The 15,629-nt window shown below is 71.3% G+C and carries 14 protein-coding genes; 9 read left to right on the forward strand and 5 right to left on the reverse strand.

Going from position 1 to position 15,629, the window contains the following annotated elements; all coding sequences use genetic code 11:
• Positions 1-1,179 carry an acyl-CoA dehydrogenase family protein gene (locus tag FBY23_RS03725; protein ID WP_141796915.1) on the reverse strand — a complete coding sequence of 393 codons (1,179 nt, stop codon included), beginning with the start codon at positions 1,177-1,179 and terminating at the stop codon, positions 1-3.
• 123 nt (positions 1,180-1,302) lie between these two features.
• Here FBY23_RS03725 and FBY23_RS03730 point away from each other — a divergent pair, with 123 nt between their 5' ends.
• The 3 genes from FBY23_RS03730 to FBY23_RS03740 are packed head-to-tail and all read left to right on the forward strand — an operon-like array spanning position 1,303 to position 4,764.
• A complete protein-coding gene (locus tag FBY23_RS03730) occupies positions 1,303-2,859 on the forward strand; it encodes an acyl-CoA synthetase (RefSeq protein ID WP_141796916.1) in 1,557 nt (518 codons plus the stop codon).
• The gene (fabG, locus tag FBY23_RS03735) at positions 2,852-3,607 is read left to right on the forward strand and encodes a 3-oxoacyl-ACP reductase FabG (protein WP_141796917.1); all 756 of its coding nucleotides are present in this window, start codon (positions 2,852-2,854) and stop codon (positions 3,605-3,607) included. The genes FBY23_RS03730 and fabG overlap by 8 nt, the downstream gene beginning before the upstream one ends.
• Positions 3,604-4,764: an acetyl-CoA C-acyltransferase gene (locus FBY23_RS03740; protein ID WP_141796918.1), complete on the forward strand. Its 1,161-nt coding sequence runs from the start codon at positions 3,604-3,606 to the stop codon at positions 4,762-4,764. Before fabG ends, FBY23_RS03740 begins: the two co-directional genes overlap by 4 nt.
• A 24-nt stretch (positions 4,765-4,788) precedes the next feature.
• On the opposite strand, the gene FBY23_RS03745 is transcribed toward FBY23_RS03740, so the two are convergent.
• Complete coding sequence (locus FBY23_RS03745) at positions 4,789-5,253, reverse strand: nuclear transport factor 2 family protein (RefSeq protein WP_141796919.1); 465 nt, start codon at positions 5,251-5,253, stop codon at positions 4,789-4,791.
• 46 nt (positions 5,254-5,299) lie between these two features.
• Positions 5,300-6,613, reverse strand: a complete 1,314-nt coding sequence (locus FBY23_RS03750; RefSeq protein WP_141796920.1) for an EAL domain-containing protein — start codon at positions 6,611-6,613, stop codon at positions 5,300-5,302.
• A gap of 274 nt (positions 6,614-6,887) precedes the next feature.
• Between FBY23_RS03750 and FBY23_RS03755 the strand changes: the two genes are divergently transcribed.
• The 4 genes from FBY23_RS03755 (at position 6,888) to FBY23_RS03770 (ending at position 11,634) form a co-directional block, all read left to right on the forward strand.
• Complete coding sequence (locus tag FBY23_RS03755) at positions 6,888-8,084, forward strand: ABC transporter substrate-binding protein (protein ID WP_141796921.1); 1,197 nt, start codon at positions 6,888-6,890, stop codon at positions 8,082-8,084.
• Positions 8,085-8,153: 69 nt separating this feature from the next.
• Positions 8,154-9,011, forward strand: coding sequence for a branched-chain amino acid ABC transporter permease (locus FBY23_RS03760; RefSeq protein WP_141796922.1), 858 nt, complete (start codon positions 8,154-8,156; stop codon positions 9,009-9,011).
• A 2-nt stretch (positions 9,012-9,013) separates the two neighbouring features.
• The gene (locus FBY23_RS03765; protein WP_141796923.1) at positions 9,014-10,882 is read left to right on the forward strand and encodes an ABC transporter permease subunit; all 1,869 of its coding nucleotides are present in this window, start codon (positions 9,014-9,016) and stop codon (positions 10,880-10,882) included.
• On the forward strand, positions 10,879-11,634 hold the full coding sequence (locus FBY23_RS03770; RefSeq protein WP_141796924.1) for an ABC transporter ATP-binding protein: 756 nt from the start codon (positions 10,879-10,881) through the stop codon (positions 11,632-11,634). The genes FBY23_RS03765 and FBY23_RS03770 overlap by 4 nt, the downstream gene beginning before the upstream one ends.
• A 77-nt stretch (positions 11,635-11,711) precedes the next feature.
• Here FBY23_RS03770 and FBY23_RS03775 read toward each other — a convergent pair whose 3' ends face one another.
• A complete protein-coding gene (locus tag FBY23_RS03775; RefSeq protein WP_141796925.1) occupies positions 11,712-12,485 on the reverse strand; it encodes an IclR family transcriptional regulator in 774 nt (257 codons plus the stop codon).
• Positions 12,486-12,498: 13 nt separating this feature from the next.
• A complete protein-coding gene (locus tag FBY23_RS03780; protein WP_222117715.1) occupies positions 12,499-13,152 on the reverse strand; it encodes a helix-turn-helix transcriptional regulator in 654 nt (217 codons plus the stop codon).
• A gap of 135 nt (positions 13,153-13,287) precedes the next feature.
• Between FBY23_RS03780 and FBY23_RS03785 the strand changes: the two genes are divergently transcribed.
• Together FBY23_RS03785 and FBY23_RS03790 are read left to right on the forward strand one after the other, a co-directional pair.
• Positions 13,288-14,772 carry a class I adenylate-forming enzyme family protein gene (locus tag FBY23_RS03785; RefSeq protein WP_160158148.1) on the forward strand — a complete coding sequence of 495 codons (1,485 nt, stop codon included), beginning with the start codon at positions 13,288-13,290 and terminating at the stop codon, positions 14,770-14,772.
• The gene (locus FBY23_RS03790; protein ID WP_141796928.1) at positions 14,772-15,623 is read left to right on the forward strand and encodes an SDR family oxidoreductase; all 852 of its coding nucleotides are present in this window, start codon (positions 14,772-14,774) and stop codon (positions 15,621-15,623) included. Before FBY23_RS03785 ends, FBY23_RS03790 begins: the two co-directional genes overlap by 1 nt.
• Positions 15,624-15,629: the final 6 nt, after the last annotated feature.

A 15,629-nucleotide genomic window follows, 5' to 3' on the forward strand; every position in this document is an offset into this window, starting at 1 on the left:
TCAGAGTCCCAGCACGTTGGAGGCGATGATGGTGCGCTGGATCTCGTTGGCGCCGCCGTAGATCGAGACCTTGCGCTGGTTGAGGTACTGGAGCGCGGATCGGCGCGCCCACGCGTCGGCGCCCACGCGCTCGGCCGGCGTACCGGTCGCGACGGAGGCGGGTCCGGCCAGGTCCATGACCAGCTCGGCCACCAGCTGCTGCAGGTGCGTGCCGTGCAGCTTGAGCACCGAGGACGCCGGCTGCGGGCGCCCGTCGCTCGAGCCGGCGGCCACTCGCAGCGCGGTCAGCTCGAGGGCGGCGAGCGAGGCCTCCACCTCCGCGATCCGTACGGCGAGCAGCGGGTCGTCGATCAGCCGGGTGCCGTCGGCCCGTCGGGCGAGTGCCTGCTCCTTCGCGAGGGCCAGTCGCAGCTTGGTGGCTCCGATCTGGGCGACATTGACCCGTTCGTTGCCGAGGAGGAACTTGGCGTAGGACCAGCCCTGGTGGGGTGTTCCGACGAGCTGGTCGGCCGGCACCCGCACGTGGTCGAAGAACACCTCGTTGACCTCGGCCTCGCCGTCGATCATCCGGATCGGGCGCACCGTGATGCCCGGCGTGGCCAGGTCGACCAGCAGGAACGAGATGCCCTGCTGTCGCTTCGGTGCGTCCGGGTCGGTGCGGACCAGGCAGAAGATCCAGTCCGCCCAGTGCGCCAGGCTGGTCCACGTCTTCTGGCCGTTCACGACGTACTCGTCGCCGTCGCGTACGGCGCTCGTGCGCAGGGCGGCCAGGTCGGAACCCGCGTCGGGCTCGGAGAAGCCCTGGCACCAGAAGATGTCGAGCGCTGCGGTGGCGGGCAGGAAGCGTCGCTTCTGCTCCTCGGTGCCGAAGGCCGCGATCACCGGCCCGACCAGGCCGGTGTTGGAGCTCAGTGGCGGGAACACCGCGGCGCGGTGCATCTCCTCGGCCCACAGGTGGTGCTGCAGCGGCGTCCAGTCGCGCCCGCCCCACTCCACCGGCCAGTCGGGTACGGCGAGCCCGGCCCGATGCAGGATCCGGTGGGTCTCGACGATCACCTCACGGTCGAGCGGTGCGCCGTGCGCGACAGGCTCCCGCAGCTCCCACGGCACCTGGGTCTCGAAGAACTCCCGCATCTCCTGCCGGAACGCGGCGAGCTCGGGGGTCAGGGCAAGCCTCATGAGGTCATTCAAGCGTGTGGCCAAGTCACTGTCTACCAGATAGTGAACTGTCGTTTCGGCGCGCAACTATGGAGTTTTGGCGGCGCTCTTCCTTGATGTCGTTGTTGTAGTTAACATGCGGCCATGACCAACCCGAGCGAGCACGCGGCGCGCCACCCCGACAAGGCGGCGGTGATCCTCGCCGAGACCGGCGCGACGCTCACCTACGGCGAGCTCGACCGCGAGTCGGTGCAGCTCGCCCAGGCCTTCCGGGCGGCCGGGCTGCGTCCCGGCGACCATGTCGCCTCGGCGGTCGCCAACCACCTGCGCAACCCGGTGGTCTATTGGGCCGCGATGCGGGCCGGGCTCTACTACACGCCGATCAACACCTACCTCACCGACGCCGAGGCCCGGTTCATCGTCGAGAACTGCGGGGCGAGCGCGCTCGTGGTCGACGGCCGGCTCGACGTGCTCGCGGCCGGCCTCGCCGACCTCGATCTGCCACTTCGGATCAGCCTCGACGTCGCACTTCCGGGCTTCGAGGACCTCGGCGCTGTGCTCGACCGGCAGCCCGCCGTACCCGTCGACGAGGAGGTGCTCGGCGCGTCGATGGTCTACAGCTCCGGCAGCACCGGCCGGCCCAAGGGGATCAAGCGCCCGCTGCCGCCCCGCACGTACGCCGAGGGCAACGTTCCGCTGCTCGAGTTCGCCCGCACGGCCTACGACGTCGGCACCGACACGGTGAACCTCAGCCCGGCCCCGCTCTACCACGCCGCGCCGAACTCCTTCGCCAGCGCGGTTCTCGGCCTCGGCGGGACCCTGGTGCTGATGGAGCGGTTCGACGCCGCGGGTTTCCTCGACGCGATCGGCCGCTACTCCGCGACCCACGCGCTCGTCGTACCCACCATGTTCGTGCGGTTGCTGCGCCTGCCCGAGGCCGAGCGCTTGGCCGCCGACCTGAGCTCGCTGCGGTTCGCCATGCACGGCGCCAGCCCGTGCCCGGTGCCGGTCAAGCGGGCGATGATCGACTGGTGGGGCCCGGTGATCATGGAGTACTACGCCGGCAGCGAGGACAACGGCTCCACGGTGATCACCTCGCAGGAGTGGCTGGCCCACCCCGGCTCCGTCGGCAGGGCGTTCGGCAGCGCGGTGATCCACATCTGCGGTCCCGATGGCGCCGAGCTGCCGACCGGTCAGGACGGAGTCGTCTACTTCGAGACGCCCGGCGGCCTGCCCGCATTCGAGTACCACGGCGAGCCCGACAAGACCGACGCCACCCGCCATCCCTCGCACCGCGACTGGAGCACGCTCGGCGACGTCGGGCACCTCGACGCGGAGGGCTACCTCTACCTCACCGACCGCACCGACTACATGATCATCTCCGGCGGTGTGAACATCTCGCCGCAGGAGATCGAGGACGTCATCTCCGCACACCCGCGGGTGCTCGACGTCGCGGTCTTCGGCGTACCGAACGAGGAGTTCGGTGAGGAGGTCAAGGCGGTCGTCGAGCTCGCCGACGGTCCCGGCGCCGACGCCACCGCGGTCGCCGAGGAGATCCGCGCGTACGTCCGTGGCCGGCTCGCCCGGCACAAGGTCCCCCGCACCGTCGACGTCATCGACGTGATGCCCCGTTCGCCCGCCGGCAAGCTCTACAAGCGGCAGCTGCGCGAGCGCTACCTGAAGGAGGTCGGCCGTGGCTGACCAGCGCACCGCCATCATCACCGGAGCGGCTCGCGGCATCGGCCGCGCGGTCGCCGAGCGACTCGCCGCCGACGGACTCGCCGTCGCCGTGATGGACCTCGACGAGGCCGCCTGCGCCGACACGGTCTCGGCCGTTCGCGCCGCGGGCGGCCGGGCCCTCGCCGTCGGCGGCGACGTGGCCGACCCCGACGGCGTCGCCGCGGCGGTCGAGCGGGTCACCACCGAGCTCGCCGCCCCGACCGTCCTGGTCAACAACGCCGGGATCATCCGCGACAACCTGCTCCACAAGATGTCGCTCGACGACTGGGAGGCCGTCATGGGAGTGCACCTGCGCGGTGCCTTCCTGATGACCCGGGCGTGCCAACCGGCGATGCGGGAGGCGGGCTTCGGCCGGGTCGTCAACATGTCCAGCGGCTCGGCGCTCGGCAACCGCGGCCAGGCCAACTACTCCTCCGCCAAGGCCGGCCTGCAGGGTTTCACGAAGACGCTCGCCATCGAGCTCGGCCCGTCCGGCGTGACCGTGAACGCGATCGCGCCGGGCTTCATCCAGACCGAGATGACGGTCGCGACCGCCGAGCGGATGGGCTTCGAGTTCGACGCCTTCGTGGCGAAGTACGCCGACCAGATCCCGGTCCGCCGTGTCGGACAGCCGGAGGACGTCGCACACGCCGTGTCGTACCTCGTCAGCGAGGGCGCCGGCTACGTCTCCGGCCAGGTGCTCTACGTCGCCGGCGGTCCGCTGGGATGAAGCGCGACGACGTCGTCATCGTCAGCACCGCCCGCACCCCGATCGGGCGGGCTCACAAGGGCTCGCTGCGCGACGTCCGCGCGGACGACCTCGGCGCCATCGCCGTCCGGGCCGTCCTCGACCAGCTTCCCGCGCTCGACCCGGCGCAGGTCGACGACGTCGTCGTCGGCTGTGCCGTGCCCGAGGGACAGCAGGGCTTCGGGATCGCTCGCGCCGTGGGACTTCTCGCCGGGCTCCCGGTCGCGGTGCCTGGGCTGACGGTGAGCCGCGCGTGTGCGTCCTCCCTCCAGGCGATCCGCTCGGCCGCCCACGCGATCGCCGCCGGTGAGGCCGAGGTCGTGATCGCCGGGGGAGTCGAGAGCGTCTCGAAGGTGCCGGTGCCGCTGGGCCACGACGACCTCAATCCGCGCCTGTGCGACCCCGCCGCCGACGGGTTCGTCACCGACCTGTTCGCCTCGATGCTGCAGACGGCCGAGAACGTCGCCGCCCGCCACGACGTGTCCCGGGTGCGGATGGACGAGTTCGCCGCCCTGTCCCAGGCGCGTGCCGTCGCCGCGCGCGAGCTCCACGACGCCCGGATCACACCGGTCCCCCTGGCGGACGGCTCCGTGGTCGCCACCGACGACTGCCCGCGTCCCGGTACGACGGCTGAGGCGCTCGCCGCCCTGGCGCCCGTCCTCGGTCCCGCAGCGACCGTCACCGCCGGCAACTCGTGCCCGCTCAACGACGGCGCCGCCGCGGTCGCCGTCATGTCGGCCGGTCGCGCCGCCGACCTCGGGATCCGGCCGATGGCGCGGATCGTCGCCTCCGCCGTCACCGGCCTCGAGCCGGCCACCATGGGGGTGGGGCCGATCGCCGCTGTCGAGCGGCTGCTCGCCAGCACCGGACACACCATCGGCGACATCGATGTCGTCGAGCTCAACGAGGCGTTCGCCGCCCAGGTACTCGCGGTCGTCGACGCCCTCGGCATCGACATCGAGCGTCAGCTCAACCCGTTCGGCGGAGCGATCGCGCTGGGCCACCCGTTCGGCATGACGGGTGCGCGCATCATGACGACGCTGCTCGACGGTCTCGAGGCTCGCGACCAGGAGCTCGGCATCGAGACGATGTGCATCGGCGGCGGCATGGGCATGGCCATGCTGGTGCAGCGTCTCTGACCGGGCGTGGCGGTTCCCGGCCCCTCAGGAACGGACCTTGCGCACCGGTCCGGTCGTGATCACCTCGATCGTCAGCGCTCGCCTGGCGATCAGCCAACGCCCGTCGACCAGCGCGTACTCGTCGTCGTAGTGCAGGTACCAGGTCAGGTCCTGGGCCCGGCCGTCATCCGCCGTGCTCACGTGGTGCGCCTCGCAGGCGACCCGACCGGTCGCTCGGTCGGGTCGATCCGCGTCGACGTCCGCGATCCGGCCGACCACGGCGTGGAAGGTCGCCGCGAAGCCGGCGAGCCGGCCGAGAGCGGTGACCACGGCCTCTCGGCCGAGCACCTCGACGGTCGGCTGCAGGGAGGACGGCGGATCGGGCAGGACCAGCTCCGCGTCGGACGTGAACAGGTCACCGACCGCCGCGAACGCGCGCTGATCGACCAGCAGGGTGTAGCGGTGGACGAGGTCGTCGAGAGCGAGCCGGTCGGCGGTCGTCGGGGTCACGGAGGCGAGCCTTCCGGTGCACGGGACCGACGACAAGTCGCTCGACTCACCCAGTGGGACCCGGATCGAGATCGCGCGCGGGTCGCCCGAACAGGTAGCCCTGGGCCCGGTCGCAGCCGACGTCGCGCAGGAACAGGCGCTGCTCCTCGCACTCCACGCCCTCGGCGACGACGGACAGTCCGAGATCGTGGGCGCCGTCGACGAGCCACTGCACGACCCGCGCCACCCGGACGTCGTGCGGGACCCGGCTGATGATCGACAGGTCGAGCTTGATCCCGGTCAGGGGCAGGTCGAGCAGGCGCTGGAGCGTCGAGTGGCCGTTGCCGAAGTCGTCGGCGTCGATCCGCAGCCCGGCGTCGCGCAGTTGCTGCAGCTCGGGGCGCAGCACCTCGATCGGCGTCGGGCCTCCGGTCTCGGTGAGCTCGATCGTCACGGCGCCGGCCGGGACGGCCTGCTCGGCGATCTCGTCGATGATCCGCCGGGCGAACCCGGGCTGGGCGATCTCGACGGCCGAGGCGTTGATCGATACGCCGAACCCGGGCCCCTCGGCGGAGCCGCTGGAGACCGTGTCCAGGACCGATCGCAGTGCGGCGAGCGAGCGCCGCACCACCTGGCGTCCGGTCGGCAGGATCAGCCCGGTCGCCTCGAGCACGGGCAGGAAGGCCGACGGGGGGATCGGTCCGTGCTCCGGGTGCTCCCAGCGCAGGAGCGCCTCCGCGCCGCAACGCCGGCCGGTGTGCAGGTCGACCACCGGCTGGAACCAGGGCAACAGCTCGCCGTTGTCGAGGGCGGCGCGGATCCGCTCGGGTCGCAGCAGCCCGGACGTCTCGAAGCCGTCGGCCAGACCCGCTCGGTGGTCGGTGCGTCGCAGCTCGATGTGGGCGACGACCTGCTCGGCCAGGATCCGCAGCCACTCGACGGACTTGTCCGGCAGCTGGCGGGCGACGGTGTCGAACACGCAGAGCGTGCCGATGGGCAGGCCGTCGCGGCCCACGAGGGGCACACCGGCGTACGCCAGCACTCCGTCGTCGGCGGCGGCGCGGAATCGCGGATCGAGCCGTGAGTCGGCCACCGCGAGGGGCTCCTTGCGGGCCACTACCTGCTCACAGAAGGTGAAGCCGCGCGGCACTTCGGTGCGCCGGATGCCGAAACGGGCCTTGAACCACACTCGCTCGTCGTCCACCAGGGCCACCGCCGCCATCGGCGTACCGCACATCCGGGCGGCGATGAGGACGAGGTCGTCGAACAGGTCCTCGGGCTCGGTGTCGAGGAGCGCGTAAGAGCGCAGCGACTCGAGTCGGTCGGCTTCGTGGTCGTGCTCCGCGGCGTACGACGGCCGCGTGGTGGCGCTGGTCCCCATGGTGCGATCCAGGTGCGTGCGATGACGTAGATCGCGCTGGCTCGACGATCACGTGACCTCGTCCCCATCGGCCGGCAGGCAACGGAGCTGAGTGCTTGCATCGAGCACGCAGGGATCGCGCGAGATCCCTTGCCGCTTGCCCTAGCGTTTGCTTGGTTTGTCACCTACTATGACGATTCGTAATACCCCGGAAGGTCATAACGAGAGGCTCGGCTCCTCGCGTCGAACTGGCGGGCCTGCCCGGCCTGCCCACGCTCATCAGAAGGAATCTGGGATGAAGACACGTCTGTTCAAGGTGGTCGGCGGACTCGCCGCCCTCGCCATGGTCGCCGCGGGCTGCGCCGGCGAGGACTCCGGCAGCGGCAGCAAGGACGGCGAGTACCGCGTCCTGGTGCTCGGCGGCATCTCGGCCGAGGGCCCCCTCGCCGACAACGCCTCCACCTCGGTCCTGTCCGCGAAGGCCGGCGTCGACCTCGTCAACGCCAGCGGCGGGATCGACGGCAAGAAGGTCAAGATCGAGGTCCTCGACGACCAGGCCGACCCGACCGTCGCCGTCACCAAGCTGCGTGAGGCGATCGCCAAGGGCAAGCCCGACCTGGTCCTCAACTCGGGCCCGTCGACCGTCGCTGACGCGACCCTGCCGATCCTCAAGCAGAACAGCATCCTGTCCTTCAACATCGGCCCGACCGCGACCTCCGCGGACCCGAAGGCGTTCCCGCTCAACTTCGACCTCTCGGCCAGCGCGCAGAACCAGCTCGACGCGTACCCGCCGTACTTCGAGGAGAAGGGCTACGCCAAGGTCGGCATCCTGCACGGCTCGAGCTCCTACGGCGAGGTCTACGGCGCCGCCTCCGAGAAGACCTTCGACGCCGCCGGCCTCGATGTCGTCGCCAACGAGGAGTACGACGTCGCCGCCCTCGACATGACCGCGCAGCTCGAGGCGATCCGCGCCAAGAGCCCCGACGTGTTGGTGCTGGACGCGTACGGCGCCCCGCTCGGCTACGTCCTCAAGGGCATCGAGAAGCTCGGCTGGGACATCCCGATCGTCGGCAACACCTCGGTGTCCGCCACCACGCTGATCTCCACCGAGCCGCCCTCGGGCGTCCTCGGCACGCCCGCCGTCAAGAACCTGGTGATGCAGGTCTTCAAGAGCACCGCGTACGACGCGGCTGCGACCGACGCCAACGACCTGGTCGCCCGGATGAAGAAGATCGACCCGATCAAGGCGACGCTGATCCTCGCCTACAACAACGACGCGCTCGCCCTCGTCCAGGCCGCCGCCGACGAGGCCGACTCGACCGACCCGAAGAAGATCGCCGAGGCGCTCCTCGACGCCGACGTGCAGGAGGAGGCCACCACCGCGGTCATCGGCACCTACCGCTTCTCGGCCGACTCCCACGCCGCCAACCCGGCGCCCGAGGAGTTCGAGTTCATCGCCCCCGGCCCGCTCAAGGACGGCCAGTTCCACTGACGTGCTGACGCCGGCGGGGTGGGGTGACCCGTCCCGCCGGCGTTCGCCGTACGACCCGAGGGAATCACCGTGACTCTGATCTGGGGTGGCCTGTCCCTGGGGGCGATCTACGCGATCGTCGCCATCGGCTACAACATCGTCTTCATCTCCTCGAAGACCTTCAACTTCGCCCACGCGCAGCTGACCATGGTCGGCGCCTTCGTGGCCTACACCGGTCTCGTGACCTGGGACCTGCCCGCCCTGGCGGTGGTCCCGTTGGCGGCGATCGCCGTCGCCCTGGTCGCCGCGATCGAGGAGCGGATCGCGATCCGCCCGGTCGGCGACATGCACAACATCCTGGTCACCACGCTGGGCGCCTCGATCCTCCTCGACGGCATCGCCCAGCTGACCTGGGGCACGCAGCCCCTGACGGTCCCCTTCTTCGGCGGTGACGAGGCGTTCACGCTGCTGGGCGGCCGGGCCTACCCGGTCGAGCTGTTCCTGATCGCTCTGGCCGTGCTGCTCGTCGTCGCGCTCGGCATCTACAGCCGCGGCTCGCTGACCGGCCTGGCCCTGCTCGGCATGGCCGAGGACCGCGAGGCCGCACTGCTGCGCGGCGTGAACGTGCGCCGGATGGCCTTCATGGCCTTCGTGGCCGCGGGTGCGCTCGCCGGCTTCGCCGGCATGTTCGTGGGGTCCAAGACCTTCGCCGTCTCCACGCTCGGTGCGGCGCTCGCGCTCAAGGGCTTCGTGGTCCTGGCCATCGGCGGCTTCGGCTCGATGCCGGGCACCCTGGTCGGCGGCACCCTGGTCGGGCTGGCCGAGGCCTACGCCTCGCGCTACCTGGGCGGCGAGTACGCCAACCTCGCGGTCTTCCTGATTCTCATCACCGTCCTCATGGTGCGTCCCGCCGGGCTCTTCGTCCGCACGAAGGAAAGGGTGGTCTGACCATGGCTGCTCAGACGCTCGCACGCCGCATTGCCGGCGGTCCGCTCTGGATCGTCCCGCTGGCGCTGGGGATCCTGCTGATCCTGGTGCCGTACTTCAACCTGGAGTACTCCATCGTCCGCCAGCTCCAGCTGGCGATGATCCTGTCGCTGCTGGTCAGCGGCCTCAACCTGAGCCTCGGTTTCGCCGGTGAGCTCGCGCTCGGCCAGGTGGCGATGTACGCCGCCGGCGCCTACACGGCAGGCCTGCTCTCCCTGCACGGGCACACCGACATCGTGCTGCAGCTCGTCGCGGCCGGGGTCGCGGCTCTGCTGGTGGGAGTGGTCACCGGTATCCCGGGCCTGCGGCTCGGCAGCTGGTCGCTGGCCATGACATCGTTCTTCCTGGTGCTGCTGTTGCCCGACGTGATCGCGATCTTCCGCGAGGACACGGGCGGCCGCAACGGCCTCAGCGGCATCCTCTCGCCGACGTTGTTCGGCCGGCTGCTCACGCCCGAGGACTACTTCATGGTCATCGCGATCGTGACCGTCGGCTGGTTCGCGGTGATGCGCAACATCGCCGTCTCCCGGCACGGCACCGCGCTGCGGGTACTCAAGCAGAGCCCCGTACTCGCGGCCTCGATGGGCATCAACGTGTTCCGGATGAAGCTGATGGCCTACGCCCTCGGCGCCGTCCCGGCGGGTCTCGCCGGCGCGCTCTTCGCCAGCCTGGACCTGTACATCTCGCCCGAGGCCTTCTCGTTCACCGTCGCCACCACCATCCTGGCGTCGTCGGTGCTCGGCGGCTCGGCCAGCGTGTACGGCGCCGTGTTCGGCGCGTTCATCCTGCAGTTCGGCCTCAACCAGTCGACCGACTTCCAGAAGTACTCGTTGGTCGTCACCGGCGCCTTCCTCATCATCGGCGGCGTGCTGCTGACCGGCGGCCTCTCCGGCCTGGCCCGGGCGCTGTGGCGCAGGCTGGTCGCAGAGGACCTCTCGACCGCGGCCGAGCGGTCCGAGCGGTCCGTCTCAGCGGCCGACGAGGTGCCCGCCGTACCCGGCAAGGTGCTCAAGGTCGAGGGCGTCGCCAAGGCGTTCGGCGGCAACCAGGCGCTCAAGGGCGTCGACCTCACCGCCACGCCGGGCCGGGTGACCGCGCTGATCGGGCCCAACGGCTCGGGCAAGACCACCCTGCTCAACATGATCTGCGGCTTCTACCGCACCGACGCGGGCGTCATCGCCCTCGACGACCGGCAGCTGCAGCGGATGGGCCCGGACCGGGTCGCCCGCACGGGCGTGGCGCGCACCTTCCAGACGCCCAACATCCCCGAGGGCATCACCGTCCGCGAGGCCGTCATGGCGGGTCGGTACGCCGGCCACCGGGCCACCGTCCTCGAGGCCGTGCTGCGCCTGCCCCGCTACCGCAAGGTCCGCAAGGGCGACCTGTCCGAGGCCGACCGCGTGCTCGACCTGGTCGGGATCCGGCACCTGGAGAACGCCGAGGCGACCGCGCTGCCGTTGGGCCAGCGTCGTCTCCTCGAGGTGGCCCGCTGCCTGATCAGCAACCCGGGCGTGCTGCTGCTCGACGAGACCGCGTCCGGCCTGGACGAGGACGAGGTCGAGCGGCTCGCCGAGGTGATCCGCCGGGTGCGCGACGCGGGCGGCACCGTCGTCCTGGTCGAGCACAACTTCCAGCTCGTGCTCTCCCTGGCCGACGAGATCGTCGCGCTCGCCCACGGCGAGCTGATGGCCAAGGGAACGCCGGAGGAGATCCAGAACAACGAGCGGGTGATGAGCGAGTACCTCGGCATCGACCCCGACGCGCCGGCGTCCGCGCACGTGGTGCTGGCCGACGTACTCACCGATGGAGCGGCGGAAGGGGCCGACCGATGAGCACCGAGAGCACCGGGGACAAGGCGAACGAGCTGCTGCTCGAGGTCCGCGGCCTCGGCACCGGTTACGGCGACCTGCGGGTCGTGTGGGACGTGTCGTTCGACGTGCGGGCCGGTGAGATCACCGTCCTGCTCGGCCGCAACGGCGCGGGCAAGACCACGACGATCCGTGCGATCAGCGGCCTCAACAAGATCGTGGCCGGCGAGGTCCGCTACCGCGGGGAGTCGCTCGCCAAGGTGCCCGCGCACCAGCGGGTGCGGCAGGGGATCGCCTACGTGCAGGAGGGCAAGCGAGTCTTCCACTCGCAGACGATCGAGCAGAACCTGCTCCTCGGCGGCTACACCCGCAAGATGAAGCGGTCCGAGCTGCGCTCCGAGGCCGAGCGGATCTACGAGCTGTTCCCGATCCTCGCCGAGAAGCGGGCGTTGCCCGCGGCCAGCATGTCCGGCGGCCAGCAGCAGATGCTCGCCATCGGCCAGGCGCTGATGGCCCAGCCGCGGCTGCTCATGCTCGACGAGCCGTCCGGCGGCCTCGCCCCGGTCATCGTCAACGAGGTGATGGAGCGGGTGCACCAGCTCAAGGAGACCGGCATCGGCATCCTCCTGGTCGAGCAGGCCGTCGAGGCGTCCTTCGCGATCGCCGACCACGTCACCGTCCTCGACATGGGCCGCACGATGCTCTCCTCGCCCGCCAGCGAGGTCAGCGACATGACGCTGCTGCAGGACGCGTACTTCGGCAAGACCGCGGGCTGACCTGATCGCCGACCCGGCAGAAAGTTGCGCCGGGTCGGCGCCGACCCGGCGCAACTTTCTGCCGGGTCGGCGTGCTCTCAGGCCAGGCGGAGGACGGCGCCGCGCTTCGACGGGACCCAGTCCGGGTACAGCGTGCGGCTGGTCGTCCGGGCCGCGGCGAGCAACAGCGGGCCGACGACGGGGAGCGGCAGGTGACCGCGCCGGACCACGGAGATCGCGGCGATCGGTCGCGGGCCGCGCGGGCCCGGGACCACCGTGGCCATCGAGCTGATCCCGGTGCCGGGGAGGCCGTCGAGGATCGCGATCCCCTTGCGGCGTCGTACGGCGGCCAGCTCGTGGTGCACCGACTCGAGCCCGCCCGGCGTACGGTCGAGGTGACCCACCAGGGCGTCGACCTGCTCCGGGGCGAGGGCCGCCAGCATCGCGAGTCCGCTGACCGAGTCGGTGGCGATGATCCGGCCGCCGACTCGGGAGGGGATGGTCGTGGCGCGGGCGCCGCCGACCTTGTCGAGGTAGTGCACGATCGGGCCGTCGAGCACCGAGAGGTGGACGACGGCGTCCGTGGCGAGCTGGAGCTCGTTGAGCGCGACCGACGCGGCAGCGCGCAGGTCGAGGTGCTCGCCCTCGCCGCCGGTCGCGTTCAGTCGGCGCCCCGGCGAGTAGCCGCGGCGGTCGTGGTGGACCCAGCCGAGGTCGCGCAGCGTGGTCAGCAGCCGGAAGACGGTCGTGCGGGGGAGCTCGGTGATCTCGGCGATGTCGTCGAGCCCGAGCGGGCCCGGTGCGTCGTCGAACGCGTCGAGGATCATCGTCGCGCGCTCGAGGACGCCCAGTCGCGTCGCTGACTCCGTCATCGCCGTACCCCTCCTAGCCGCGGTGCTGCCGCAGCTCTTCCGACGTACGCCGGGCCTCGGCCGCGGACGACGTGCCCCAGGTGCGTGCCGCCTCGTCGAGCTCGGCGAGCATCAGCTCGGCCCGGTCGCGCTCGTCGGCGTAGTAGCGCTCCGACCAGCGCAGCACCAGCTCGGGGAAGGCCCAGCCGGGCTCGGCGGTCGCGCCCTCGCGGTCGGCCTCGGCGCGGACCCGCATCCGCTCGGACTGGTCGCGGTGCTCGGCGAGCACGGCGCGCAGCCGGTCGGGATCGGAGAGGTGACCGAGCCACAGGCGCAGCATCACGCCGTGCTTGAGGACGACCGGGTCGACGTGGTCGTCGGCCGACCAGTCGCGCAGCGCGGTGTGGCCAGCGTCAGTGATCTGGTACATCCGCTTGCCGCGGACGTCGTCGCGGTTCTCGATCCGCGAGCTGGCGAGTCCGAGCTTCTCCAGCCGGCGCAGCTCGCCGTAGATCTGGGAGAACGACGGCGACCAGTAGAAGAACTTCAAGCTCCAGTCGGCCCAGCGCTTGAGGTCGTAGCCGGACAGCTCCTCGCCGAACGAGAGCAGCCCGAGGACCGCCCATCCGGTGGGGGGGAGCGTGGGCGCGGCGTCGTCCGACGGCACGTCGGGTCCCTTGGTCGGCACGGGCTTCATCCTAGCTATCTGGTAACGGTTCGAACTATACCTACTAGGAATACCCGTGTCCCGGTCGAGCGCTTGGTTGGCCAAGGAGTGAAATCAGAGGTGACCTACCAACGAGTCACCGGCAGGGTGGGACACGTGGCTGCGACCATCGCCGAGCTCTGGATCGAACGCGCCCGCGTCCATCCCGACGATCCCGCCGTCGACGACGGTCGCGGGTGGCTGAGCTGGGCCGAGCTGCTGCCGCGCGCCCAGGCCGTCACTGATGCGCTCCGGGGCGCCGGTGTGGGGCCCGGAGACGTCGTCGTACTGCAGGCCAGGAACACGGTCGAGTGGGTGCTCGTCGCCGGCGGCGTCCACCTGCTCGGCGCGACCCTGGCGCCCCTCGGGGCGGAGGAGCCGGTGGGCTCCCGGCAGGCCTACGCCGACCGCGTCGGCGCCCGGGTCGTCGTGGCCGAGTTCCCGGTGGAGGGAGAGCTCGACCTCAGGTTGGTCTGTGGTCGGTTCAACTACCGGATTCGTCGCGCATCGGCCGATCCGGCGACAGATTCGGTAGTTGAACCGTCCGGACCCGCCGTGCTGCTCGCGACGTCGGGCACGGCGGGGCACCGGAGCACGGTGGCGATGGACCACGACGTGCTGGTGAGGCTGTACGTCGACGTGGCGGCCATGCTCGACATCGACCGGAGTGACCGGCTGCTGGGTGTCGTGCCCCTGGCGCACTCCTTCGGCTTCAACGGGCTGCTGGTGCTGGCTCTGCTGACCGGCGCGTCCGTGCGGCTGGTGCCTGAGCGCGACCGCGAAGCCCTGCCCGGGCTGGTCCGGGACTCTTCCGCGACGATCGTCGCGGGACCGCCCGCGCTGCTGCACGACCTCGCCGCCGCGGTGTCCGCCGGCGCAAGCCTGGGCCCGCAGGTGCGGCTGTTCATGACCGGTGCGACCGAGGTGCGTCCCGACGCGCTGCTGCCGATGGCCGCCGTGGCGGGGATCCCGCGGGTGTCGTCCGGGTACGGACTCACCCAGACCTGTGGCACGGTCGCGATCTGCCCCGACATCGGCCGGCTGACCAGCGGTGGCCATGCCCCGATGACCGTCGTGCCCGGTGTGGAGGTGGCCGTGGTCGACGCCCTGGGGGATCCACTGCCGGCGGGCGCACGTGGCCGGGTGCTGACCCGCGGCTACCAGGTCGCCGTCCCCACCGATGCCGGCGGCTGGCTCGCCACGGGCGACGAGGGACACGTCCACCCGGACGGCACGCTCTGCATCACCGGGCGCGTCGATGACCAGCTCGTCGTGTCGGGGTTCAACGTCGACCCGGTGCGGGTCGAGCAGGCGCTTGCTCAGTCGCCGTATATCGCCCAGGTCGCTGTCGTGGGCCTGCCGGACCCGCGGCGCGGGCAGCGGCTGGTCGCGGTCGCGGTGCCCGCCGACGACGCGGATGCCGATGGGCGGAACGACGCGGCGGTGCTGGCCGGGGCGCGGGCTGTACTGGCGAGGTACGAGGTGCCCGACGCCGTGGTCTGGATGGACGCCCTGCCCCACACCACCACGGGAAAGCTCTCGCGCGCCACCGTGCGCGGGATGCTCGCCGAGCGCCTGGAGGAGCGCGATCAGGAGGTCTGATGAGCACAGCAGTGGCAGACCGGTTCGGAGGCGGCATCGCCCTGGTGACCGGCGCGGGATCGGGACTCGGGGAGGCGATGGCTGCCCGCCTCGCCGCGGACGGTGTGCACGTGCTGGTCACCGACGTCGACCGCGACCGCGCCACCGCCGTCGCGACCGCGTGCGTCGCGGCGGGCGGCAGTGCCGCGGCCCATGTCCTCGACGTCGCCGACGGCCACGCGGTCGACGCCCTGTTCGCCTCGGTCTGGGCGGAGCACGGCAGCGTCGACCTCGTCGTCAGCAACGCCGGCATCGAGTCCGGCGACCGGGTCTGCGACATGACGCCCGAGCAGTGGCGCCGGGTGATGGCCGTCAACAGCGACGGCGCCTTCCACTGCGCGCGCTCCGCCGTACCGCGGATGGCCGCCCAGGAGCGGCCGGGGGTCTTCGCGGTGGTCGCGTCGACAGGCGCGGTGACCTCCTTGCCGTACCAGTCGGCGTACGTCGCCAGCAAGCACGCCGCCCTCGCCCTGGTGCAGTGCCTCGACCTCGAGCTGAGGGCCGCCGAGACCCCTGTCCAGGTCTCGGCGCTGCTGCCCAACTGGGTCCGCACCCGGATCTTCGACGACGTACGGCGAGGGGGTGACCCGGTCGACGCCGACGCGCGCGCCACCTTCGCCCGGATGGCGACGGCCATCCAGGAGCAGGGCATGGAGCCCGGGCGGGCGGCTTCGCTCCTCCTCGAGGCGGTGGCTCGCGGGGACTTCTGGTGCTTCACCGACCCCGAGCGGACGGCTCAGCTGTTCGAGGAGCGGGCCCTCACGCTGCGCGAGCTGCGTCCGCCGGCCCGACCGGGCTGGCTGACCGCCTGAGCCCTG

Source organism: Nocardioides sp. SLBN-35 (assembly GCF_006715725.1).
Classification (GTDB): domain Bacteria; phylum Actinomycetota; class Actinomycetes; order Propionibacteriales; family Nocardioidaceae; genus Nocardioides.

What these genes read in the sequence shown, in the direction of transcription:
- FBY23_RS03725 (WP_141796915.1), bottom strand. Translation starts at nt 1,179, where the DNA reads ATGAGGCTTGCCCTGACCCCCGAGCTCGCCGCGTTCCGGCAGGAGATG.
- FBY23_RS03730 (WP_141796916.1), top strand. Translation starts at nt 1,303, where the DNA reads ATGACCAACCCGAGCGAGCACGCGGCGCGCCACCCCGACAAGGCGGCG.
- FBY23_RS03740 (WP_141796918.1), top strand. Translation starts at nt 3,604, where the DNA reads ATGAAGCGCGACGACGTCGTCATCGTCAGCACCGCCCGCACCCCGATC.
- FBY23_RS03750 (WP_141796920.1), bottom strand. Translation starts at nt 6,613, where the DNA reads ATGGGGACCAGCGCCACCACGCGGCCGTCGTACGCCGCGGAGCACGAC.
- FBY23_RS03755 (WP_141796921.1), top strand. Translation starts at nt 6,888, where the DNA reads ATGAAGACACGTCTGTTCAAGGTGGTCGGCGGACTCGCCGCCCTCGCC.
- FBY23_RS03765 (WP_141796923.1), top strand. Translation starts at nt 9,014, where the DNA reads ATGGCTGCTCAGACGCTCGCACGCCGCATTGCCGGCGGTCCGCTCTGG.
- FBY23_RS03770 (WP_141796924.1), top strand. Translation starts at nt 10,879, where the DNA reads ATGAGCACCGAGAGCACCGGGGACAAGGCGAACGAGCTGCTGCTCGAG.
- FBY23_RS03775 (WP_141796925.1), bottom strand. Translation starts at nt 12,485, where the DNA reads ATGACGGAGTCAGCGACGCGACTGGGCGTCCTCGAGCGCGCGACGATG.
- FBY23_RS03790 (WP_141796928.1), top strand. Translation starts at nt 14,772, where the DNA reads ATGAGCACAGCAGTGGCAGACCGGTTCGGAGGCGGCATCGCCCTGGTG.